This window comes from Streptomyces sp. NPDC004126 (assembly GCF_050275515.1).
Lineage (GTDB): Bacteria > Actinomycetota > Actinomycetes > Streptomycetales > Streptomycetaceae > Streptomyces.
The window spans coordinates 9,853-30,137 of the sequence record NZ_JBNNPF010000014.1 but is presented as its reverse complement, the minus strand read 5'-3'; the positions used below and the strand labels follow the sequence as shown (position 1 = coordinate 30,137).

Sequence of the window (20,285 nt, the reverse complement as noted above, 5' to 3'; positions counted from 1 at the left end):
GCGGACCAGGCGGACGGGGCGCCGCCTCCCGGATCAGCCGGACCGGCGCCGGGTCGCCCCCGCCCACACGGCCGGCCTGCGCCCGGCCCACGGCGCGGCCTGCTCCAGTTGCGCCGCGAGCCGGAACAGCGTGTCCTCGCGCCCGTAGCCCGCGGCGAACTGGACCCCGACCGGCATGCCGGTGGCCGGGTCGGACCCCAGCGGCACCGACATCGCGGGCGTACCGGCGACGTTGAAGGCGGCGGTGAACGGCGAGCGGTGGAACAGGTGCTCCAGCCAGCCCCGCCCGTCGGCGTCCTCCGCGCCCCGGGCGTAGGTGCCGAGGAGGACCGGCACCTCGGGGAGGGTGGGCGTCAGCACCAGGTCCCCGGCCGCGAAGTGGGCGCCGATCGCGCGGGCGACCCGGTTGCGCACGTCGAGGGCTTCCACGAACTCCGTACCGCTGACCCCACGCCCCCACGCGTAGCTCGCCAGCATCTCGGGCTCGACGGTGGTGTCGTCCACGGGGCGGCCGGACGCCCCGGCGAGGCCGTCGATCCACGCCACCAGGTTCACGGACCACAGGCGGGCGTTGGCGAGGACGAACTCCTCCCAGCTCACGCCGAGGTCCACGGCCGTCACGTCGACCCGGTGACCGAGCGACTCCAGCAGCCCGGCGGCGGCCACGGCGGCCCGGACGACGGCCGGTTCCACGGCGCGCCCGCTCCAGGGGGTGGTGAGCAGGCCGACGCGCAGCCGCCCGGGTTCCCTGGTGATCTCCTCGGCGTACGGGCGGCGCGGGCGCTCCGCGAAGTACGGGTCGCCGGCCTCCGGGCCCTGGACCAGGTCGAGCAGCACCGCGCTGTCGCGCACGCTCCGGCTGAGCGCGCCGTGCACCGCCAGACCGTTGAACACCTCGTCGGCGTCCGGCCCCAGGGAGACCCGGCCGCGCGTGGGCTTGAGCCCGAACAGCCCGGTGGCGGCGGCCGGCACCCGGATCGACCCGGCCGCGTCCGTGGCGTGCGCGAGGGGGGTGATCCCGGCGGCGACGGCCGCGGCCGACCCGCCGCTGGAGCCGCCCGCGCTCCGGGCGGGGTCCCAGGGGTTGCGGGTGGGGCCGTGGAGGACCGGCTCCGTGGTGGTGCTGTACGCGAACTCGGGCGTGGCCGTGCGGCCCAGGGTCACCAGGCCGGCCCGCCGGAACCGCCGCATCAGGAACGAGTCCTGCCGCGCCACGTTGCCGACGGCGAGGCGGCTGCCCAGTTCGACGCGCTTTCCCCGCATGGACACGGCCAGGTCCTTGATCAGGAACGGCACGCCCGCGAGCGGGGTGCTGCCCGGGACGGGGTCGTCCTCGGCGGGCCAGCTCTCCACGACGGCGTTGAGCCGCGGATTCACGGCCGCCATCGCGGCGCCCGCCGCGCCGGCCAGCTCCGCCGCGGTCACCTCGCCCCGGGCCACGAGCCGGGCCAGTCCCACGGCGTCGTACTGCGTGTACTCGTAAAGCTCCATGGAGTTCCCCCTGTGGACGAATCGGTACCAGGCGATACCGATCGGTATCGTCTGAGCATGATCGGTAACGTAACATGAAGCGCGAAGACGCCCGGCGGGCCGGCCCGCCCGCCGACCGGAGCGAGGCACGCGGGATGCGGAGTGCGGGACGAAGGATGAAGGATGAGGCACAGATGACGAGCAACTCCCCGAGACCGGGCCGGGACTCGCGGATCGCCCGCCTTCCCCCGCGCGAGCGCATCCTCGACGCGGCCGAGGAGCTCTTCCTCCGCGAGGGCGTCAGGGCCGTCGGGGTCCAGGCCATCGCCGACCGCGCGAACACCACGAAGATGGCCCTCTACCGCCACTTCGCCACCAAGGACGCGCTGATCGAGGAGTGGCTGAGGATCGTCGCCGCCGGATACGCGGCCGCCTTCGACCGGGTCGAGGCCGGGCATCCGGACGACGGCCGGGCCCAGGTGCTCGCCGTGGCACGCTTCATCGCCGACGGACTGCCGGACATCACCCGGAGGGGCTGCCCCTTCGTGAACTCCGTCTCCGGCCTGCCCGACCCCGGCCACCCGGCCCGCAGGCTGATCACGCACCACAAGACCGAGCAGCGGCGACGCCTCACGGCCATGTGCGGGCGGGCCGGCGCGCACGCGCCCGACGACGCCTCCGCGGAGATCACCTTCCTCCTGGAAGGCGCCCAGATCAGCGCGCAGAACGGCAGCGTCGACCGCGCGGGGGACCGGCTCGTGGCCGCGGTCACGGCGGTCCTGGACCGGGCACGGTAGGGCCTGCCCCACCCCGCTCCAGGGGGTCCGTCGGAGTGTCCGCCCCCACCGCCGCATGATCGTCTGTCCCCAAGGAATCCAACGGGTTCACCGACGGGAGGCGGACGCATGAAGGTCCGGATCGGCCACCTGGCCTGGATCGTGGGTGTGGTGCAGTTCTTCGTCGTCCACGGGATCGCCGAGGCGGCCTGGGCGAGCCCGTACAGCTGGGCGCGGAACAACATCAGCGATCTGGGCAACGCCCACTGCGCGCTGCGACCGGACCCCGAACCGCGCTACGTCTGCTCCCCCGAACACGGCCTGATGAACACCTCGTTCATCACCCTGGGCGTACTCCTCCTCGTGGGCCTCGCCCTGACCGGCAGTGCCCCGTGGCGCCGTGGCGCCGCCGCCGTCACGGCCCGGATCCTGCTGGCCGGCGCCGGCGTGGGCTTCGTACTGGCCGGACTGGCTCCCGCGGACGTCGACGAGAACCAGCACGTCCTGGGCGCCCTGCTCATCATGGCGGTGGGCAACCTCGGCCTCGTCCTGGCCGGCTCCGCCCTGACGGACCGGGTTCCGCCACTGCTCCGCCGGGCCGCCACCCTCCTGGGCCTCACCGCGCTCACGGCCCTCGGCGCGTTCCTCTCCCACCACTACGCGGGCCTCGGCATGGGCGGCATGGAGCGCGTGGCCGCGTTCCCCCTCCTCCTCTGGTTCCTGGCCGCAGCCGTCCACGGCCTCCTCCGCCGCCCACTCCGTACGAACGCCCCGACGCCGGCCGTACACGCGAGCTGACACCCCCGCCTGGCAGAGTGGCCCCATGCAGATCCGGATCGAAGGATTCGACCTGCCGGGCCGCACCTGCCCGCCCGGCCCCGGCTTCCCCGGCTACGACGACATCCACGTCGCCGTCCAGCCACGCGCCCGGGACGCGCGGCTGCTGGACGCCCACCCCGGCGACTCCGACTCGGCGCTCTGGACGCTGGACTGCACTGCCCGCCCGGGCACCGCGGGCGTCGACCTGACGGGCCCTTGGATCCAGGGCCGCCCCGGACAGCGGTTCGTCTACCTCACCTGGACCGGGGTCGACGGCACCGGTGCCCGCGGCATGTTCCGCCGGGCGAAGCTCATGCTCGACGCCGTCGACCCCGCGGTGGCCGACGCCGCGGCGGACACCGGGCTGCTGGTCGCCCGCCTCGCCCTCAGCGACGCCCACGGCAGACCCCTGTGCGCCGCCGTCCGCCCCCCGGCCGTCACCTGGTCGGCCGGGGTCCACGGAACGGATCGAGTCACCCGAACCCTTTGAGGCCCGTCGCCGAGGTGGCGTACGGTGCTCGTGTGTTGATCACAGGGGAGACGACCGCACCCGGGACCGCGCTGCTCCTCGCCGCCGCCCCGGCCGGCAAGGGCCGCCTCATCGCGGCCAGCAGCGTCCTGTCCACGCTCGCGGCCTGTCCGCCCAGCGCGCTGACCCGTACCGCGGCCGGGACGATCGTCGAGCTGTCCGATCCGACGGACCAGCAGACCGTCCTCACCCGCATCCGCGCCGCCGCCACCGCGCCGGGCCCCCTCACGCTCCTCCTGGCGGGGCAACTCCACCTCGACACCAGGCAGCACGGGATCCACCTGGCCCTGGCCCGCACCACACCCTCCACCCTCCGCTACACCGGCCTGCCCTGGGCCTGGCTGGTGAACGAGCTGAAGCCGCGCCGCCCCGGGACCACCACCGTCCTCGTCGACCTGGTCGCCACCCCCGACACCTGGCAGAAGATCTCCGCCGACGGCCTCACGCTCGGCCACGGGACATCGCTCTACGGCCGCGTCACCCCCGCGCCCGCCCGCCACCGCGTCGCAGACCCCGCCTACCTGAAGGGCGTGGCCGGCATCTGGCGCAGCGGGCTGACCCCGCCGCTCGCCGAACTCCACACGAGGGCGGCCGCCCAGGCCGGCGACACCACGGCCCTGCTGCTCGCGGCGGACGCCACCCCGACGCCCGTTCCGCCGCGCCCCACGCCGGTGGACGCGGCGGACCCGCTTCCCGCGATCCTCGCCGCCGCGCACGCCGGGCGGCACGCCGAGGCCGCGTCGCTCGCCGCCCGGTGGGAGGGCTGGGCCGCCCACACGTACGGGCCCGGGTCCGCCGAGGCCGTGCACTGGCTGGAGGTCCGGGCCGACCTCGCCCACACCGCCGGCGACGCGGCCGGCAGCTGCGAGCTGTGGATGGCCGCCGCCGACGCCCGCCTCGGCCGCGAACAGGCCCCGGACGCCCCGCCGGTCGAAGGCGCCGTGGACCGCGCCCACCACCAGTGGCAGCAGATCCCGGACCCGCGCCGCGCCAGAGAACTCGGCCCCCACCTGGTGGCCCTCCGCCGCCGCGTCCCCGGCCCCCGCCCGGGAGCCACGGACGCCGTCCAGCGCAGACTGGAACTCCTCCACACCCTGCCGGACCCCGCAGGCACGACACGGACCTGACCGCCTGCGCGATGGAACTGCGGTGCCGATGCCGATACCGGGGTCAGCCCGCCCGCACGTCCGACGACGTCGTCGCGGCCAGGTCGGGCCCGCACACCGTCAACGGTAGAGCAGCCCGGCCCGGGAACGACCGTTTCGGGACCGCAGGACCGCAGGACCGCAGCACCCGGGTCCGGGCCCGTCCGCGACGATCCCTAGCTCAACACGAGCTCCCCCAGCTCTTCCAGCCAGTACCTCACCCGGTGCCACCGGCTGCAGAACCGCTTGGGACGCCCCCAACGCCGCTCGTCCAGCGGCCGTCGGCACTGCTTGCACTGCTTCACCCGCGTCGGTCCGTCCCCCATGACCACGACCCTAGCCCCGGCCCCGCCCACCCCCACGCCGGCAGAGGCACTTGTGGGGAAACGGTGACGAACGGCTGGCGCCCGCCCGGGCTCCGCCGTTCAGCTCTTGCGGGCCAACGGCTGCCCGGCGAAGCTCACCCCTGCCAGGCCATGGGCCAGGAGGTTGCGGATGTTGCCGTGATCGGTGTCGTCCGGCGTCGCCACCACCTTCCGGTAGTGCTCACCGAACGCCAGCAGCGCTTCCTCGTCGGTCAGACCTTCCAGCAGCGCCAGCCCCAGCGTCTTGCAGGAGCCCTCGTTCTCACCCGCGGCGTTCTCCAGCCCCCCGTTGCGGAACGCCTGCGGCTGGTAGTCGTAGTGCGCGGCGACGAAGGCCAGGGTGTCGGCGAACTCGTGCTCACCAGACGCAAGGCTCGCCCGCAGCGCGTTCAGGTCCGTCATGTCGGCTCCCTCGGGGTAGAACAGACGATCCGATCGCCGTCCGTGACCGGAAGACCATACCCCCCTCCGGGCCGCCCGCCGAGAACGCGCCACATGTCGGGACGCGTGCCATCTCCGCAGGTCACGACGCACGCCCGGTCAGGTGGCGGCTTCCTCCCAGGCCCGGCGGATCTCGGCCGGGACGCGTCCTCGGGCGGGTACGTCGTAGCCGTTGGCCCGTGCCCAGGCCCGGATGGACGAGGTGTCGACGACCGCCGACTCCACGACGGGCCCCGTGCCTCGTTGACGGCGAGGTGCCAGCGGTCGGGTTCATCGACCGGATCGGTGATCCAGAAGATCTGCTCGCCGTTGTCCGTGCCACCGACGGCGAAGAGCCGGCCCGGGCCGTACAGCTCGGCGAGCTGCTTGTAGTCCGTGGGCAGGGTCATGCCCAGTGCGGATTCGACGGGCTGCCAGGCGATGCGCAGACCCGGCCCGGGTGGCGGGCAGAGCCGACTGAGGGTGGTGAGGTCGGTCAACGGACTCCTTCTCCTTGTGTCACCGGGGAGGACCGATTCTCGCGCCGTCCACGGCCCACCCGTCACGCGAACGCCGCACTCGCAGCCCCCGCGGCGGTCACACGTCGCGGCGCCTCACCACGAGCACGGCCAGCGCGACCGCGATCAGCGGCCAGAGCACGTACACGGTCCAGGAACCGGCGACCGTGGCGGTGTACCCCAGGGACTCCGGATCCGGCTCCCAGTTCTGGACCAGGCGGTTCCAGGCTGCCGACACCAGCGCGTGCCTGACGTCCGCCGACCACCGGCTGCTCTCCGAGAACATGGTGGGCAGCATCAACAGGGTGAAGACCCCGGTGACCATGGTCCCGGCCGCGTGCCGGAGCAGTACGCCGAGGCCCAGACCGACCAGCGCACAGACCGGAGCCAGCAACGCGGATGCCGCCAGCGCCCGCAGCACCCCGGGGTGCGTGATCGCGACGCCGGCACGGTGCCCGTCCAGGAGGGCCTGGGACACCAGGAAGGAACCGGTGGCGGCGGCCGTGCCGACCGCGGTCCACAGCGCCGCGGTGACGACCGCCTTGGCCAGCACCACCGAGCCGCGGGCGGGGACGGCCATGGTGGTGGTGCGGATCAGTCCGCTGCCGTACTCGCTCACGACGGTGAGGGCGCCCATGCTCGCGGCGACGAGGATCAGCGTCCAGTAGCCGGCCGGCGGGTAGGCGTCGTAGGGCCGGAACTCGGCGGGGCCCGAGAGCGCGGCCTCGTCGGCCAGCGTGGCCACGGCGGCGGCGCCGACGACGAACAGGACGGTGAGGCCGATCGCCCAGGGGGTGGACCGCAGGGACCGCAGCTTGATCCACTCGCAGGCGAGCAGGTCGCCGAAGCGTACGCGCGGCCCGGCCGCGCCGACGGGGACGGGAGCGGGGACGGGAACGGGCACGGGCACGGCCGGCGGGACGGACTCGCGTGTGGTGGTCATCGGACCTCTCCTGTCGGGTATTCCACGCTGTCGGCGGTGAGTTCCATGAAGGCCGCCTCCAGCGAGGCGGTGCGGCTGGTCAGCTCGTTCACCCTGATCCGGTTCTCGAAGGCGAGCGCCCCGATCCGGTCCGCCGTGAGGCCGGTCACGGCGAGCCTCTCAACGCCCTCCGAGCCCGCCGCGCCCTCCGGCTCGACCGAGGCGGCCCCCGCCGCCCGCAGCACGGCCGCCAGCTCCGCCGCCCGCGGTGTCCCCACCACGACGCTGCGCCCCCGCCCGCGGGCGGCGAAGTCCGCCACCGACTCGGCGGCGATGAGCCGGCCACGGCCCACGACCACCAGCTGGTCGGCGGTGTTCTCCATCTCCGACATCAGGTGGCTGGAGAGGAAGACCGTACGCCCCTCCGCGGCCAGCCGGCGGAACAGCCGGCGCATCCACAGCACGCCCTCCGGGTCCATGCCGTTGACCGGCTCGTCGAACACGAGCACGGGCGGGTCGCCCAGCAGGGCGGTGGCGATCCCCAGCCGCTGCTTCATGCCGAGGGAGAATCCGCCGACGCGGCGCCCCGCCACCTCCGCCAGCCCCACCTCCTCCAGCACTTCGCCCACCCGCCGCCGCGGGATGCCGTTGCTGCGGGCCAGGGCGGCCAGGTGGGCGGCGGCACTGCGCCCCGCGTGGACCTGGCCGGCGTCGAGGAGGGCGCCGACGTGCCGCAGTCCGCGCGGGTGGCGGCGGAAGGGGACGCCGCTGACGGTGGCGGTGCCGCTGCTGGGGGCGTCCAGGCCGAGGACCATCCGCAGGGTCGTGGACTTGCCGGCTCCGTTGGGGCCGAGGAATCCGGTGACCCGGCCCGGTCGCACGGTGAAGGACAGCCGGTCGACGGCCGTCTTGGCGCCGTAGCGCTTGGTGAGTTCGTTGACTTCGATCACGGCGACCACACTGCCGGGCCGGGCCCGTCCGGACATGGGGCCACGGACGCCGACCACGCCCCGGGCATTGGCCCGTGGGCGTACGCCCCGAGGCCGATGCCACGCCCGCGGGAGCCGGTTAGTGTCACCGCGTGAACCCCGCAACGATCACGACGACGCCGCCGCCCGGCCATCCCGCCCCACCAGGCCGTGCCAAGGCCCTGGCCTGGGCGGGAGGCGCCTGCTACCTCCTCGCGGCAGGTCTGCTGGTGGGGGCCGCGACGCGGGCGTCGGGCACGCTCCACGCCGTCGGCTCGCTGCTCGCCGCCGGCCTGCTCGCCGGCCTGGTCCGACAACGGCCGTTCCTGGCCCTGGCCTTGGCGCTCCTCGGGTCCACCGTCGTGGTGGCGGGAACTCCGGACTCCGTCCACGAGGGCCTCGCGGTCTCGTACCAGGGCCAGTTCCTGTCGTACCTCGCGGCGGACCTCGTCCTGGGCTTCGTCGTCGCCACCCGCACCCGCCGGGCGTCCACGGTCGCCGCGGCCGTTTCCCTGACCGTACGGCTCCTGGTGATCGGCGGCTTCGCGCACGGCGAGAACCTGACCGTCAACGGCCTGATCAGCCTCCTCGCGATGGCCGCGTCCTGGACGGTCGGCCTGCTCGCCCGCGAGCGCCGCGAGCACGCGTCGGCGCTGCGCGCCCAGGAGGTGACCGAGGCCGTCACCGCCGAGCGGCTGCGCATCGCACGGGAGCTGCACGACATGGTCGCGCACAGCATCGGCGTCATCGCCATCCAGGCCGGTGTGGGCAGCCGGGTCATCGAGACCCAGCCGGCACAGGCCCGTGAAGCCCTGCGCACCATCGAGGCCACCAGCAGGGAGACCCTGTCGGGCCTGCGGCGCACGCTGGTGTCGCTCCGCCGGGCCGACCGGGGCGGGGTCAACCCGGAGCCCTCGCCGCTCGCCCCCTCGCCGGGGCTGGCGGACCTCCCACGGCTGGCGGCAGCCACCATGGACGCCGGGGTGCGCGTCGAGGTACGCCACAGCGGGGAGCCGCGACCGCTGCCGGCCGACATCGACCTGTCCGCGTACCGCATCGTGCAGGAGGCGCTGACCAACGTGGTGCGCCACGCCGGCACCGGGAACTGCCGGGTGGCCGTCGACTACGGGGACGAGGAGCTGTACGTGGAGGTCGTGGACGACGGGCGCGGCACCACCGGCGACGGACCGGCCCACGGCTTCGGCATCATCGGGATGCGCGAGCGGGCCGGCCTGCTGCGCGGCCGGTTCAGTGCCGGACCGCGCCCCGAGGGCGGCTTCCGGGTGGCGGCCCGCCTGCCACTGCCCGCGCCCGCCGGGGCCGCCGCGCCCGCGGCCGCCGGGGTCGGGGCCGAGGCCGAGGCGGCGCGATGACCATCCGTGTGGTGCTCGCCGACGACCAGCCGCTGGTACGGTCCGGCCTGCGCGTGCTCATGTCCGACCACCCCGACCTGGTGGTCGTCGGCGAGGCCGCGACCGGCGCCGAGGCGGTCCGGCTGGTCCTGGACACCGACCCCGACGTCGTGGTGATGGACATCCGGATGCCCGGCATGGACGGGATCGAGGCCACCCGCCTGATCACGGCCGGACCGGCGGCCGCACGCGTCCTCGTACTGACCACGTTCGACGAGGACGAGCACGTCTACGGCGCCCTCCGGGCCGGCGCGAGCGGCTTCGCGGTCAAGGACATGGCCCTGGACGACATCCTCGCGGCGATCCGCGTGGTCGCGGCCGGGGACGCGCTGATCGCGCCGGGAGTGACGCGCCGTCTGATCGCCGACTTCGTCGGACGCCCCGAACCCGTCCCGGAGCCCGACCGGCGGCCGGTCGAGGGCATCACCGAACGGGAACGGGAGGTCCTGACCCTGGTCGGCCGCGGCCGGTCGAACACCGAGATCGCCGGCGAGCTCTTCATCACCGTGGCCACCGCCAAGGCGCACGTGTCCCGGCTCCTCGGCAAACTGGGCGCCCGCGACCGGGTCCAGCTCGTCATCACCGCCTACGACACGGGCCTCGTCACACCGCCCGGCGGTCAGAACACGGCGACCGTGAAGGGGTTGTCCACGTAGTTGCCGCCCAGGTCGTACGTGTAGACGGTGACCGTGTCCGGACCGCAGAGGGCGTTGGGCGCGGTGCTGAAGCTGCGGCGGTTGGAGTTGGGCAGCTCCACGTGGACCACGCTGAACGCGAGGTTGACCTCCTCGCTGACGTTCACGCAGTACCTGCCGGTGTTGACGTGACGCACCCAGTCGATGTTCTTCGCCCGCAGCAGCACACCGGAGGCCGTGACGTCGGCCGCGGCCTGGACGTAGGGCGAGGTGATCGGCCTCGGGTCGGCCGCGGCGGCGCCCGCGGGCACGGCGAGCGCGGCCGTCACGGCGGCGGCGACCGGCAGGGCGGACAGGAAACGGATCATGGGACTCACAACTCCCGGCGACGGCGTCCTGCAGCGGGGCGCGGACGATCCCCTCACACTCGGCCGGTACGCACCACCGTGCGTCCGCCGCGCCGACCCGCGATCGGCCGAACGGGTCCGAAATCCACCCGTGTGGCCCGGCGAGCCCGGATTTCGCCGCCGGTGCTCCTCCGGGACCCTCACGGGCTGTTCCTGAGCCAGTCCACGTACTGGATCAGCAGCCGGCTCACCACGGAGGCCGGGATCACCGGCACGGCCGCCAAGCGCGCCCAGAACCAGACGCGCCCCCAGCTCATGGAGCCCCATCCGTGCGGCAGCATCATGATGAACAGGGCCATGAGGAAGCCCAGCACGGCCGACCACACCGCCGCCGCGAGCGCGTACACCGCCCACTGCGGCAACCGCAGCCGTCCCCAACCCCGCCACCGGGCGAGCGCGTGCGCGGGCAGGACGCCGCCGACGGCCACGAGAGAGGCGGTGAAGCCCGCCCCGAGGAAGCCGCCCCCGGTCCCGTACGCCCCCCACAACGGCGCGAGGAGCAGGAGCCAGCTCACCCACACCGAGTGCATGAGGTCCCGTACCATCCGTGCCCCCCCTGGTGTCCCGTCAAGTAGCCAAGTATGGAACGGAGTTGGTCTCCATGGGAGGGGCGGCGGCTCCGCCGGACGGGTTCCGGCACCGGGTGCCCCGTCAGCCGGTGTACTTCGTGCCGTCGAAGGAGTACGGGAGGTTCGACTCGGCCGCGACGGACACCTCGCCCGTGGCGCCCGCGGCGACCTTCAGCACGGTCAGGCCCATGATGCGCTGGGTGTACGAGGCCCACGGGATGTCCGTGGTGCCGGCCCAGCCGCTGCTGCTGAAGGTCGTCGACCGGCCGGGGCCCGACTCCGTGTACACCTTGCTGACCGCCGTGCACGCCACGAGTGCCCCGCCGTCCGTCGTACGCCAGACGGGGCCGTGCGAGCCGCGGTGGACGTCGACGCCGACGTCCACCTTGGCGCCCTTCCCGAGGGACGTGCGCATCCTCTCCAGCTGTGCGGCGGAGGCCGCCTTCCGCTGGGCCACGTCCTGGCTCCACTTCACGCCGCCCGCGCCGGCGTCGGTGTACATGTGGTCGCCGTACTGCCCGCAGACCTTCGCCGGGTCTGCCGCGAGTCCCGCCGTGTCCCCGCCGGTGACGGCCCGGCCGTCGGGGCCCAGCGCGACCTGCGGCAGGTCCGTCGGCTCGGGAGCACGGGCCGTGAAGGCCGCGAGCCAGGGCGCCCCCGCCTTCTGCTGGTGGAACAGAGACCAGCGCAGTACGGCCTCCGTCCCGGATTTGCCGACGGTGTGGCCCTGGACCTCGTGGGCGCCGAGGATCCACCGGTCGCTGCCGTCGTCCTTGCCGGTGCTCCACGTGTGCACCGCGGCGTCCGTCCCGGGGGAGTCGGCGGGGCTCGGCTGCCGGTCGGCGGCGTACTTCCTGGTGGTCTCCACGACGGCGAGCTGCTGCTCCAGCAGGGGGCCCTCGGTGACGCCCTTCCAGTACGCGGCGTCGAAGTTGTCGGCCTCGACCTTCAGGGAGAGGTCCTTGACGACGCCCCGCGCGTCCGCCTCCGAGAGCGGCGGCACCTTGACCGGGGCCGGCGGGCCGCTCGTCGCGGGACCGGCGGCCGATTTCGACGGTCCGGCGGCCCCCTCGTCGGCGCCGCGGCCGCCGCCACAGCCGGCCGTGGCGGCCAGGGCGAGCACGACGGCGAGGGCCGCCGGTACGGGTATGGAGCGTCTCATCGGAATCTTCCCTCGGGAGCGGTGCGAAGGCCTGATCATGCCTGATGCCCCCGGCACCTCCCGCACCGGCCGCCCGGTGTCACGCCCGGCCCCGGGCCGTCGTGCCGAGGCCCCGGCACGCCTCCAGCAGGGCGACCAGCGTGCGGGACGGGGGACCGGGCCGGACGGCGAGGCACGTCACCACGGTCGGCGCGGGGGCGGTGAAGGGGCGGAAGGCGACGTGCGGAGCCGGCTGGATCCCGGCCTGGGCGGCGTAGTACACGGTCCAGCCGTGCCGGCCCGCGGCGATGGCGGCCAGGGTGTCCTGGTCGTTGGTGAACGGCGGCCCCAGGACCGGCTCGAAGCCCGCCGCCCGGCAGGCCGCGGTCACGGCGTCCATCAGCGGCGGGTTCTCCTCGCGGGTGGCGATCCGCAGCGGCAGCCGGGCCAGCTCCGCCAGGGCCACCTCGCCCGCCGCGGCCAGCGGATGCCGTACGGGGAGCGCCGCGACCAGCTCCTCCTGCCACAGCGGCAGCACCTCCAGCCCGGGCACGGGACGCGCGCCGCGCACGAAGGCCGCGTCCAGCTCCCCGTCCCGCACCTGCCGCAGACGCGTCGCCAGGGGCAGGCCGGCCAGCTCCACCAGCAGCGCGGGCGCACGCTCGGCGAGACCGGCGAGCAGCTCCTGCAGCCGGGGGCCCAGGCCGGTACTGGTACCCACCCGCAACGTGGCCTCCCGCTGCGCGCGCACCCCGGACGTCGCCTCCAGCAACGCCCGTTCGGCATCCAGCAGGGCGCGCGCGTGGGGCAGCAGCGCCTGCCCCGCGCCGGTCAGCGTCACCGTCCGCGTCGTGCGGTCGAACAGCTCCAGCCCGAGCTCCCGCTCCAGCCGGCGGATCTGCTGGCTGACGGTCGGCTGCCCGACGTACAGCCGCTCGGCGGCGCGCCCGAAGTGCAGTTCCTCGGCCAGCACGGCGAAGTACCGGACCTGACGCAGCTCCACGACGCCCCGCCCCCGCCCCCGCACTCGGCCCCGCACTCGGCCTCGGCCCCGCACTCGGCCTCGGCCCCGCACTCGGCCTCGGCCCCGCCCTCGGCCTCGGCCCGATTCATCATGATCATCAATCAGTCTAAGCGCGGATCAGGCGTTGGACCCGGTGCCTTTCCCGACTGGAATTGCCTCCACGCCGCAGCGGCGCCGGAACCGCCGGGCCGCCGGAGGAGAAGGGGCCACCATGCCGACCGCGGACGTCAACGGAACGACCCTCCACTACGAGGACCACGGCGCGGGCCGCCCCCTCGTCTTCCTGCACGGCTGGGGCACCAGCGGCCGGGTGTGGGACGCGCAGACCGCCGACCTGAGCCGCGACCACCGCGTGATCACCCTCGACTCGCGCGGCTGCGGCCGCTCCGCACGGGCCACGACCGGCTACACCATCGCCGACGCCACCCACGACACCTTGCGGTTCCTGGAGACGCTGCGCCTTGAGGCACCGGTGCTGATCGGCTCCTCGATCGCCGGGGCGTACGCACTGGAGGCAGCGCTGGCCGCACCACAGCGGATCGGCGCGGTGATCCCGGTCGACGCCGGGCTGCACCACTTCTCGACCGCCACCGGCATGCGGCAGGCGACGGCCGCTCTCCTCTCCCGCCTGCGGACGGACCGCGCCGGCACCCTGGCCGACTTCGTCCCCCACTGGTACCGGCCGGGGGCGAACCCGGCCCTGATCGACGGGACGGTCCGCCAACTCCTGCACTCGACCCCCCTGATCGACCGCCTCGTCACCGATCAGGCCGCCTACGACCCCCGCCCCCGCCTGCCCGGCATCCGGGTGCCGGTCCACTTCCTCCACGGCGGACTCGACACCGAAGTCCCCCTGTCGGTCCCGCGGGAGTGCGCCGCACTCATCCCGGGTGCCGCCCTCACCGTGCTGGAGGACGCGGGCCACATGTCCCAGCAGGACCACCCGGAACGCTTCAACACGGCCTTGCGCGCGGCCCTGCACCTCACGGAGAAGGCGTGGCGGGACGGTCCGAAATCGTTTGTCACGAGGCGGACCATCGAAGATGATCACCCCATGACGACCGGAAAGGGCCATGCCGTCTAGGCACCCCGCTCTCCTCTCCACCGCTCGCGCGCCACCTGCCGCCGCCACCTGCCGCCACCCACCGCAGCGCCCGATGGCCGTGAACCGCCCACCCAGGAGAGACCGCCCGTGCAGCAGACCGCCCTCGTCCCCTACGCCCGCCTTCCCCGCGCGCACCACGACCGCCACGTCCTGGCCAGTACCGTCGACGCCTTCGGCACCGCCCACTGGCTACTCGCCGAGCAGGCCCCGCGACCGGGCGGCGACCTCCCGCCCTTCGACGCACAGGTCGTCTCCGTCCACCCGGGCGGCGGCGCCGTCGAGCTCACGGACCTGAGCGCGGTGCGGGCCCGCCGGCCGCGCCTGGACCGCCTGCCCGACGGCGGGTTCGTCGCCGCCGCAGCCCGCACCCGCCGGTACGAGGACGGGAACCAGGTCCAGGTCTTCGACCCGCTCGGCCGCGAGACCTCGTCCTTCTCCGTCGGGGACGCCATCGAGCACCTGCTCGTGGACGAGGCCGGCCACATCTGGGTCGGGCACTTCGACGAGAACCCGGCCGGAATCCGCCGCTGGAGCGCCGGCGGCGCGCTCACCTGGGCGTCAGACGCGTCGGACGGCGCCCGCATCCCCGGTCTCTTCGACTGCTACGCCCTGAACGTGTCGGGCACCACCGCCTGGGCATGCACTTACACGGACTTCCCGCTCTCCGAGATACGCCCCGACCGCCCCCACCGGCCCGTGACCGTGCGGGCGAACCGCGTACGCGGTGCCAAAGCGGTGGCCGTCCACGGCAACCGGGTCGCCTTCTACGGCGGCTACGGCGAGGAACAGGACCGGCTGGCCCTCGGAGAGCTCACGGAAACGTCCGTCGAACCGACGGACGCGGCCCTGCTCACCCTGCCCGACGGAGCCATCCCGGGCCGCCGACGGGTCGTCGGCCGGGGAAGCCGGATCTACGTCCAGGCCGAGCCGTTCACCGCCTGGGGCGTGTTCGACCTCGGCAGCTCATCCCCGGCCTGAGTCTCCGCTGCCCGGGGCATGGACCACACTGGTCCGGTGGATACGCGTCGCCCCTGCCCCTGCTGTGGTCATCTCGTCTTCGATGCCGAAGACGGGTGGCCCGGTTCCTACGCCGTCTGCCCGGTCTGCTCCTGGGAGGACGACCCGGTCCAGTTCCGCCGGCCGTTCCAGCCGGGCGGCGCCAATCAGTGGTCGCTCGCCGAGTCCCAGCAGAACGTCCTGGCCTACGGCGCCTGCGACCAGCGGGGGCGGCGGTTCGTCCGACCCCCGGCGGACGACGAACCCCTCGACCCGAAGTGGCGCCCGATCGACCCGGCCACCGACCTGTTCGAGGACTTCGACTTCGACTTCGACGTCGACGTCGACGCCGGCCGTCCATGGCCTGAGGACGGTTCAGCCCTGTGCTGGTGGCTCCCTTCGTTCCGGGGAACTCCCGAAGAGCCGCCGCACGATCCGGACCTGGAGGTGGTGATCGACGTCGGTTCGGTGCACAGCGAGCGTGATCTCCACGGGCTCCTCAAGCAGGAGCTCGGTTTCCCGTCGTTCTACGGCATGAACTGGGCCGCGTTCTGGGATGCGGTCACCGGTCTCGTCCGGATCCCGCAACGACTGCGGTTCGTCCGCTGGGCCGAGCTGGAACTGCGAGCACCCCTGGCGGCGGCCGCGCTCAGGGACCAGCTGGACAGGTACGACGCGACGGTCCAGGGGTTCACCGTCGCCTACGAGCAGTAGAGGGGGCAGGGCGGTGCTCGACGAGTTCCTGATCGACGTGGCCACGACCGGTGGCGTTCTGGGTGCCGGCGCGGAGCTCTCCCCGCAGGAGTGGCGGGTACGCCTGGGCGGCGCGCCGCTGTGGGTGGGTGAGACGGCGCTGGGGCTGGTCCAGGACTACGGGCTGATCGAGGTGCACCACCTGCGCGGCGAGGAGGACGGAACCTGGCGGCCTTTCGGATTCGTCATCCGCGTGGACCGTGCCGGACTGACCGTCGCCGAGGTTCCGCCGCGCATCGCAGCGGCCTACGGAGTGGTGTCGGGACCGGCCGGGTTCGCGCCGGTGCGGGCCGGCATCGAGGCGGCAGGACACGCGCTCGACCCGTACGTCGAGTGGGACAGCGACGCGGCAGCGGGGATCGTTCGGTTCCGCGTGCCGGAGACCGGGGTCGGGATCACGGTGACGGAGCGGGCCGACGGCCGGGAAGGCCGGTCGGACGGGCAGATCTGCCGGGTCAGCAGGTTCCGCGACTTCGGTCAGGACCCCGGCGGCGACCGCCGGCGCGACGCGGCCCGGTAGGCGCTCGGGCGCAGGCCGGTGTGGCGGGCGAAGAGCGCGGCGAAGGTGCCGGGGTCCTGGTATCCGACGGCCGCCGCGACCGCGGCGACGGTGCGGTCGGTGGACTCCAGCAGATGGCGGGCCCGGCGGACGCGGGCGGCCTGGAGGTGGACCAGCGGGCTGTGCCCGGTCTCCTCGGCGAAGCGGCGCAGCAGCGTACGGGGGCTGACCTGGAAGGCGTCCGCGAGGGCGGCGAGGTCGTACCGCTCGGCGAGGTTCTGGTCGAGCCGCCGCATGACCCGCTGGGAGAACTCCCGGCCGGGCTGCGGCAGGAGCCGGGGATCGACGTACGGGGTCTGGGAGGCCCGCGCCTCGTCGAGCAGTGCGACACGGGCGGTGGTCCGGGCCACCCGCGCGCCGTGGTGCCGGCGGATCAGGTCCAGCGTGAAGTCGTACATCGCGCTGAAGGCGGCCGTGGTCGTCACGCCCCTGTCCGTGACGACCAGGTGCTCGGGCTGAATCTCCGCCTCGGGACAGCGCCGGGCCAGTTCCCCGGCGTGCAGCCACGAGGTGGTGGCCCGGCGCCGGTCGAGGAGGCCCGCCTCGGCGAGCAGGAACGCGCCGACGCACAGGGAGACCACGGCGGTGCCGGCCGCGGCCTGCGCCCGGATCGCCGAGGTCTCCGGGAGGAGCCGGCCGAGCACGGCGTCGAGATCCGCCCCCGGACGCAGCTCGAAGCCGGGGACCACGAGGACGTCCACCTCGCGCAGGGGCCGCACCTCCAGGCTCGCGCCGCCCGAAGCCGTGACCCGGCGGCGGGGCGAGACGACCGCCACCCGGCAGCCGGGCGCGTCCGGCCCGGCCACGTGCCCGGCCATCGTCAGCAGGTCCGGCACGCCGAACACCTCGGACGCGAAGCACCCCGGGTACGCCAGCACCCCGACCCGCAGTTCCCCCGACCCGTCGCCGCCCGCGGCCGACTGCCCGTCTCCCGACCTCACCTGTACCCCCGTACACCGCCCCCCGCCCTCCCAGGGTATGGCGAGATCCCCCCTGATCCCGGCGATCCGGCCCCTCACCCGGCAGCCGCTTCCGCGTCAGGCTGGCCCCATGACCGACGACAACGACGATCCCCTCACCGACTTCATCCGCCGGACCGTGGCCGTGGAGGGAGAGGAGAAGACCGTGTACGTGGCCGGGACCGGCCCCGCGGTCGTGGTGCTGCCCGAGATGCCGGGCGTCAGCCCCGACGTCCTGCGGCTCGCGCGGTGGGTGCGGGACGCGGGCTTCACCGTCCACGTGCCCTCCCTCTTCGGGACGGACGGCGCCTTCCCCACGGCCGAACGCGGCCGGGAGGTCGTCCGCCGCGCATGCGTCAGCGCGGAGTTCCGCGCCTTCGCCGGGGGCGGAACCAGCCCGGTGACGCACTGGCTGCGAGGCCTGGCGCGCCGGGCCCACTCGGAGTGCGGCGGGCCGGGGGTGGGGGCGATCGGCCTGTGCTTCACGGGGAACTTCGCCCTCACCATGGCCCTGGAGCCCGCCGTGATCGCCCCGGTGGTCAACCACCCGTCACTGCCGCTCGACGACCCCGGCGGAATCGAACTCGACCCGGCGGACGCCGAAGCGGTGCGCGACCGCCTCCACCGCGACGGACTCACCGTCCTCGCCCACCGCTTCGAGGGCGACCGCTGGTGCACAGGGCAGCGCTTCGCCGCCTACCGGGCCCTGCTGGGCGACGCCTTCGACGGCCGGGTCCTCCCGGACACCGCCGCCAACCCGGCGCCGCCGCCCTTCTTCGCCGAGCTGGTCGGCACGCCGCACAGCGTCGTCACCGCCCACCTCGTCGACGAGGCGGGCCACCCCACGGTCCGGGCGCGCGACGCGATCCTCACCTTCCTCACCGACCGCCTGCACCCGTGAACCGCGCCGAGCCGTCAGCCGACCTTGATCTGGTCGTAGACCGGGGTGCCGTACTGGTTGAGTGCCACGTTCGAGAGGCGCTCGGAGAAGCCCGCGGTTCCGTCCTGGTACCAGAGCGGAATCACCGGCACCTGCTCGGCGAGGATCTTCTCGGCGTCCAGGAACAGCCGGGTCGCCTCGGCCGGGTCCGCCGTCTCCAGGGCCGCGTCGACGAGACGGTCGAAGCGCGTGTCGCTGAACATCCCGTCGTTGTCGGCGGATCCGGTCCGGTAGAGGGGCTGCAGGAACTCCTGGATGGACGGGTAGTCGGCCTGCCAGCTGGAGCGGAAGGGGCCGGGGGCCCTGTGCTCGCTGATCTGGTTGCGGAACTCGGCGAAGGTGCCGATCGGGTTGACGGTGCAGACCGGTCCCTCGCCGAGCACGTTGTTGATGCCGTTGCAGACGGCGTCCATCCATTCCAGGTGCGAGCCGGCGTCCACGTTCGAGGTCAGCGTCATCCTGCCGCCGGGCAGGCCCCCGCCCTCCCGGATGAGGCGTCTGGCCTCGGCGGGGTCGTGCGTACACGCTTCGCCGCACGCGTCCTCGGAGTATCCGCCCTTGGTGCCGAGGGCGGGGGAGGCCCAGTCCGTGGCCGGAGTGCGGGTGCCGTGGAAGATCTGCCGGGTGATCTCCTCGCGGTCGATGGCCATCGCGATGCCCTTGCGGACCTTCTCCATGCCTTCCTTGTTCCACTGGGGGTCGTACATCGGGAAGGTGAGGGTCGCGAGCACGAGGGCCGGCCTGGTGATGTACCGGGCGCCGAGGTCCTTGCGGACCTGCTTCAGCTGCTGCATGGGAATGTCGTCGACGAGGTCGAGGTTCCCCGCGAGCAGGTCCGTGTACGCGGTGTTGCCGTCGTTGTAGACCTTCAGGTCCACGCCGCCGTTCAGGGCCCGGTCCTCGCCCGGGTACCCGTCCCACCTGCGGAGCTTCAGCACGGTGCCCTTGGCGTACGAGTCCACCGTGTACGGGCCGTTGCCGACGGGCTTGGCCAGCCAGCCGGCGTGATCCGTGAAGAAGGCCCGGGGGAGCGGGAAGAAGGTGTGGTGGCCGAGGGTCTGCGGCCAGGTGGCGTACCGCTTCTTGAGGGCGACCGTGAAGGTCCTGTCGTCCTTGACGACGAGGCCGGACATGGCCTTGGCCCTGGGCTCTCCGGTGGCCGGGTGCAGATCGTCGTAGCCGACGATGTTCGAGAAGTGGTATCCGTTCTTCTGCTTGTTGCGCACGTCGGCCGCATGGTTCCAGGCGTCGACGAACGACCGCGACGTCACGGGCTCGCCGTTGCTGAACTTCCAGCCGTCCTTGACCGTGATGGTGAAGTTCCGGCCGTCAGCGGTCCCGATCTTCTCGGCCAGCACGTTCCTGGCCTCGCCGGTCTTCGGGTCGTACCGCCTGAGACCCCGGAAGACCATGTCCAGGACCTTGGCACCCTGGGACTCGTTGGTGTTCCCCGGCTCCAGGGGGTTCTGCGCATCGCCCCAGGAGGAGCTGACGACGTCGTCAGCGCCCCCGCCACCACCGGTCCCACCACCGCACGCCGTCGCCGCGAGGGCGACGGCCACCACGCCCGCGGCCCACCCGACCTGGCCGGCTCCACGCATCGAGCACCTCCGGAGCTCCCAAGACCCACCCAGACCCAAGGTCACCCCCCGAGCATCCCGGCGCACCGCGGGCAGGCCTGTCCGCGCCGGTTCCCCCGCGCTTTCACCCGTACGAGCCAACGCGACGCGGCAGCGGCTCGGTGCCCGACGGCACCGACGGCACCGCCGGCACCGCCGGCACCGCCGGCACCGCCGGCACCGCCGGCACCGCCGGCACCGCCGGCACCGCCGGCACCGCCGGCACCGCCGGCA

Annotated in this window: 22 protein-coding genes; 11 read left to right on the top strand and 11 right to left on the bottom strand. The window is 73.9% G+C overall.

All coding sequences use genetic code 11. The features are described from left to right. Positions 1 to 33 precede the first annotated feature (33 nt). Complete coding sequence (locus ACQKM2_RS15585) at positions 34 to 1,491, bottom strand: amidase (RefSeq protein ID WP_427710000.1); 1,458 nt, start codon at positions 1,489 to 1,491, stop codon at positions 34 to 36. 173 nt (positions 1,492 to 1,664) lie between these two features. Between ACQKM2_RS15585 and ACQKM2_RS15580 the strand changes: the two genes are divergently transcribed. From ACQKM2_RS15580 to ACQKM2_RS15565, 4 genes are all read left to right on the top strand, one after another. Next, positions 1,665 to 2,267, top strand: a complete 603-nt coding sequence (locus tag ACQKM2_RS15580; protein WP_427709998.1) for a TetR/AcrR family transcriptional regulator — start codon at positions 1,665 to 1,667, stop codon at positions 2,265 to 2,267. A 108-nt stretch (positions 2,268 to 2,375) separates the two neighbouring features. After that, complete coding sequence (locus tag ACQKM2_RS15575; RefSeq protein ID WP_427709996.1) at positions 2,376 to 3,044, top strand: DUF998 domain-containing protein; 669 nt, start codon at positions 2,376 to 2,378, stop codon at positions 3,042 to 3,044. A 25-nt stretch (positions 3,045 to 3,069) separates the two neighbouring features. Beyond that, complete coding sequence (locus tag ACQKM2_RS15570) at positions 3,070 to 3,555, top strand: DUF5990 family protein (RefSeq protein WP_427709994.1); 486 nt, start codon at positions 3,070 to 3,072, stop codon at positions 3,553 to 3,555. A 32-nt stretch (positions 3,556 to 3,587) separates the two neighbouring features. Continuing rightward, positions 3,588 to 4,721 (top strand): hypothetical protein, encoded by a 1,134-nt coding sequence (locus tag ACQKM2_RS15565; RefSeq protein WP_427709992.1) that lies wholly within the window; start codon positions 3,588 to 3,590, stop codon positions 4,719 to 4,721. 443 nt (positions 4,722 to 5,164) lie between these two features. On the opposite strand, the gene ACQKM2_RS15560 is transcribed toward ACQKM2_RS15565, so the two are convergent. From ACQKM2_RS15560 to ACQKM2_RS15545, 4 genes are all read right to left on the bottom strand, one after another. Continuing rightward, complete coding sequence (locus ACQKM2_RS15560) at positions 5,165 to 5,506, bottom strand: HopJ type III effector protein (RefSeq protein ID WP_427709991.1); 342 nt, start codon at positions 5,504 to 5,506, stop codon at positions 5,165 to 5,167. A 138-nt stretch (positions 5,507 to 5,644) separates the two neighbouring features. Then, positions 5,645 to 5,770 (bottom strand): Lsr2 family DNA-binding protein, encoded by a 126-nt coding sequence (locus ACQKM2_RS15555; protein ID WP_427709989.1) that lies wholly within the window; start codon positions 5,768 to 5,770, stop codon positions 5,645 to 5,647. A gap of 351 nt (positions 5,771 to 6,121) precedes the next feature. Then, a complete protein-coding gene (locus ACQKM2_RS15550; protein ID WP_427709987.1) occupies positions 6,122 to 6,985 on the bottom strand; it encodes an ABC transporter permease in 864 nt (287 codons plus the stop codon). Continuing rightward, on the bottom strand, positions 6,982 to 7,914 hold the full coding sequence (locus tag ACQKM2_RS15545; protein WP_427709985.1) for an ATP-binding cassette domain-containing protein: 933 nt from the start codon (positions 7,912 to 7,914) through the stop codon (positions 6,982 to 6,984). Before ACQKM2_RS15545 ends, ACQKM2_RS15550 begins: the two co-directional genes overlap by 4 nt. Before the next feature lie 131 nt (positions 7,915 to 8,045). Between ACQKM2_RS15545 and ACQKM2_RS15540 the strand changes: the two genes are divergently transcribed. After that, complete coding sequence (locus ACQKM2_RS15540) at positions 8,046 to 9,305, top strand: sensor histidine kinase (RefSeq protein ID WP_427709983.1); 1,260 nt, start codon at positions 8,046 to 8,048, stop codon at positions 9,303 to 9,305. Beyond that, positions 9,302 to 10,000, top strand: a complete 699-nt coding sequence (locus tag ACQKM2_RS15535; RefSeq protein ID WP_427709981.1) for a response regulator — start codon at positions 9,302 to 9,304, stop codon at positions 9,998 to 10,000. Before ACQKM2_RS15540 ends, ACQKM2_RS15535 begins: the two co-directional genes overlap by 4 nt. Here ACQKM2_RS15535 and ACQKM2_RS15530 read toward each other — a convergent pair. From ACQKM2_RS15530 to ACQKM2_RS15515, 4 genes are all read right to left on the bottom strand, one after another. After that, a complete protein-coding gene (locus ACQKM2_RS15530) occupies positions 9,964 to 10,347 on the bottom strand; it encodes a hypothetical protein (RefSeq protein WP_427709980.1) in 384 nt (127 codons plus the stop codon). The two genes, ACQKM2_RS15535 and ACQKM2_RS15530, sit on opposite strands and share 37 nt — an antisense overlap. A gap of 179 nt (positions 10,348 to 10,526) precedes the next feature. Beyond that, positions 10,527 to 10,931, bottom strand: coding sequence for a hypothetical protein (locus tag ACQKM2_RS15525; RefSeq protein ID WP_427709978.1), 405 nt, complete (start codon positions 10,929 to 10,931; stop codon positions 10,527 to 10,529). Between the two features lie 106 nt (positions 10,932 to 11,037). Next, positions 11,038 to 12,117 (bottom strand): hypothetical protein, encoded by a 1,080-nt coding sequence (locus ACQKM2_RS15520; protein ID WP_427709976.1) that lies wholly within the window; start codon positions 12,115 to 12,117, stop codon positions 11,038 to 11,040. A 79-nt stretch (positions 12,118 to 12,196) separates the two neighbouring features. Then, positions 12,197 to 13,099 (bottom strand): LysR substrate-binding domain-containing protein, encoded by a 903-nt coding sequence (locus ACQKM2_RS15515; protein ID WP_427709974.1) that lies wholly within the window; start codon positions 13,097 to 13,099, stop codon positions 12,197 to 12,199. A gap of 232 nt (positions 13,100 to 13,331) precedes the next feature. On the opposite strand from ACQKM2_RS15515, the gene ACQKM2_RS15510 reads away from it, so the two are divergent. The 4 genes from ACQKM2_RS15510 to ACQKM2_RS15495 all read left to right on the top strand — a co-directional run bounded on the left by ACQKM2_RS15510 (position 13,332) and on the right by ACQKM2_RS15495 (position 16,494). Further along, a complete protein-coding gene (locus ACQKM2_RS15510; protein ID WP_427709972.1) occupies positions 13,332 to 14,204 on the top strand; it encodes an alpha/beta fold hydrolase in 873 nt (290 codons plus the stop codon). 108 nt (positions 14,205 to 14,312) lie between these two features. Next, positions 14,313 to 15,203, top strand: coding sequence for a hypothetical protein (locus tag ACQKM2_RS15505; protein WP_427709971.1), 891 nt, complete (start codon positions 14,313 to 14,315; stop codon positions 15,201 to 15,203). A 36-nt stretch (positions 15,204 to 15,239) separates the two neighbouring features. Then, positions 15,240 to 15,935: a CPCC family cysteine-rich protein gene (locus ACQKM2_RS15500; protein ID WP_427709969.1), complete on the top strand. Its 696-nt coding sequence runs from the start codon at positions 15,240 to 15,242 to the stop codon at positions 15,933 to 15,935. A gap of 13 nt (positions 15,936 to 15,948) precedes the next feature. Then, positions 15,949 to 16,494 carry a hypothetical protein gene (locus tag ACQKM2_RS15495; protein WP_427709967.1) on the top strand — a complete coding sequence of 182 codons (546 nt, stop codon included), beginning with the start codon at positions 15,949 to 15,951 and terminating at the stop codon, positions 16,492 to 16,494. On the opposite strand, the gene ACQKM2_RS15490 is transcribed toward ACQKM2_RS15495, so the two are convergent. After that, positions 16,452 to 17,474, bottom strand: a complete 1,023-nt coding sequence (locus tag ACQKM2_RS15490; protein WP_427709965.1) for a GlxA family transcriptional regulator — start codon at positions 17,472 to 17,474, stop codon at positions 16,452 to 16,454. The genes ACQKM2_RS15495 and ACQKM2_RS15490 overlap by 43 nt on opposite strands. Positions 17,475 to 17,583: 109 nt before the next feature. Between ACQKM2_RS15490 and ACQKM2_RS15485 the strand changes: the two genes are divergently transcribed. Further along, a complete protein-coding gene (locus ACQKM2_RS15485) occupies positions 17,584 to 18,393 on the top strand; it encodes a dienelactone hydrolase family protein (protein ID WP_427709963.1) in 810 nt (269 codons plus the stop codon). Positions 18,394 to 18,407: 14 nt separating this feature from the next. On the opposite strand, the gene ACQKM2_RS15480 is transcribed toward ACQKM2_RS15485, so the two are convergent. Next, positions 18,408 to 20,033, bottom strand: a complete 1,626-nt coding sequence (locus ACQKM2_RS15480) for a peptide ABC transporter substrate-binding protein (protein ID WP_427709961.1) — start codon at positions 20,031 to 20,033, stop codon at positions 18,408 to 18,410. Between the last annotated feature and the right edge of the window lie 252 nt (positions 20,034 to 20,285).

Coding starts and splice junctions, on each gene's coding strand:
- ACQKM2_RS15560 (WP_427709991.1), bottom strand. CDS start 5,506: ATGACGGACCTGAACGCGCTGCGGGCGAGCCTTGCGTCTGGTGAGCAC.
- ACQKM2_RS15525 (WP_427709978.1), bottom strand. CDS start 10,931: ATGGTACGGGACCTCATGCACTCGGTGTGGGTGAGCTGGCTCCTGCTC.
- ACQKM2_RS15570 (WP_427709994.1), top strand. CDS start 3,070: ATGCAGATCCGGATCGAAGGATTCGACCTGCCGGGCCGCACCTGCCCG.
- ACQKM2_RS15520 (WP_427709976.1), bottom strand. CDS start 12,117: ATGAGACGCTCCATACCCGTACCGGCGGCCCTCGCCGTCGTGCTCGCC.
- ACQKM2_RS15530 (WP_427709980.1), bottom strand. CDS start 10,347: ATGATCCGTTTCCTGTCCGCCCTGCCGGTCGCCGCCGCCGTGACGGCC.
- ACQKM2_RS15510 (WP_427709972.1), top strand. CDS start 13,332: ATGCCGACCGCGGACGTCAACGGAACGACCCTCCACTACGAGGACCAC.
- ACQKM2_RS15580 (WP_427709998.1), top strand. CDS start 1,665: ATGACGAGCAACTCCCCGAGACCGGGCCGGGACTCGCGGATCGCCCGC.
- ACQKM2_RS15575 (WP_427709996.1), top strand. CDS start 2,376: ATGAAGGTCCGGATCGGCCACCTGGCCTGGATCGTGGGTGTGGTGCAG.
- ACQKM2_RS15535 (WP_427709981.1), top strand. CDS start 9,302: ATGACCATCCGTGTGGTGCTCGCCGACGACCAGCCGCTGGTACGGTCC.
- ACQKM2_RS15480 (WP_427709961.1), bottom strand. CDS start 20,033: ATGCGTGGAGCCGGCCAGGTCGGGTGGGCCGCGGGCGTGGTGGCCGTC.
- ACQKM2_RS15585 (WP_427710000.1), bottom strand. CDS start 1,491: ATGGAGCTTTACGAGTACACGCAGTACGACGCCGTGGGACTGGCCCGG.
- ACQKM2_RS15485 (WP_427709963.1), top strand. CDS start 17,584: ATGACCGACGACAACGACGATCCCCTCACCGACTTCATCCGCCGGACC.
- ACQKM2_RS15550 (WP_427709987.1), bottom strand. CDS start 6,985: ATGACCACCACACGCGAGTCCGTCCCGCCGGCCGTGCCCGTGCCCGTT.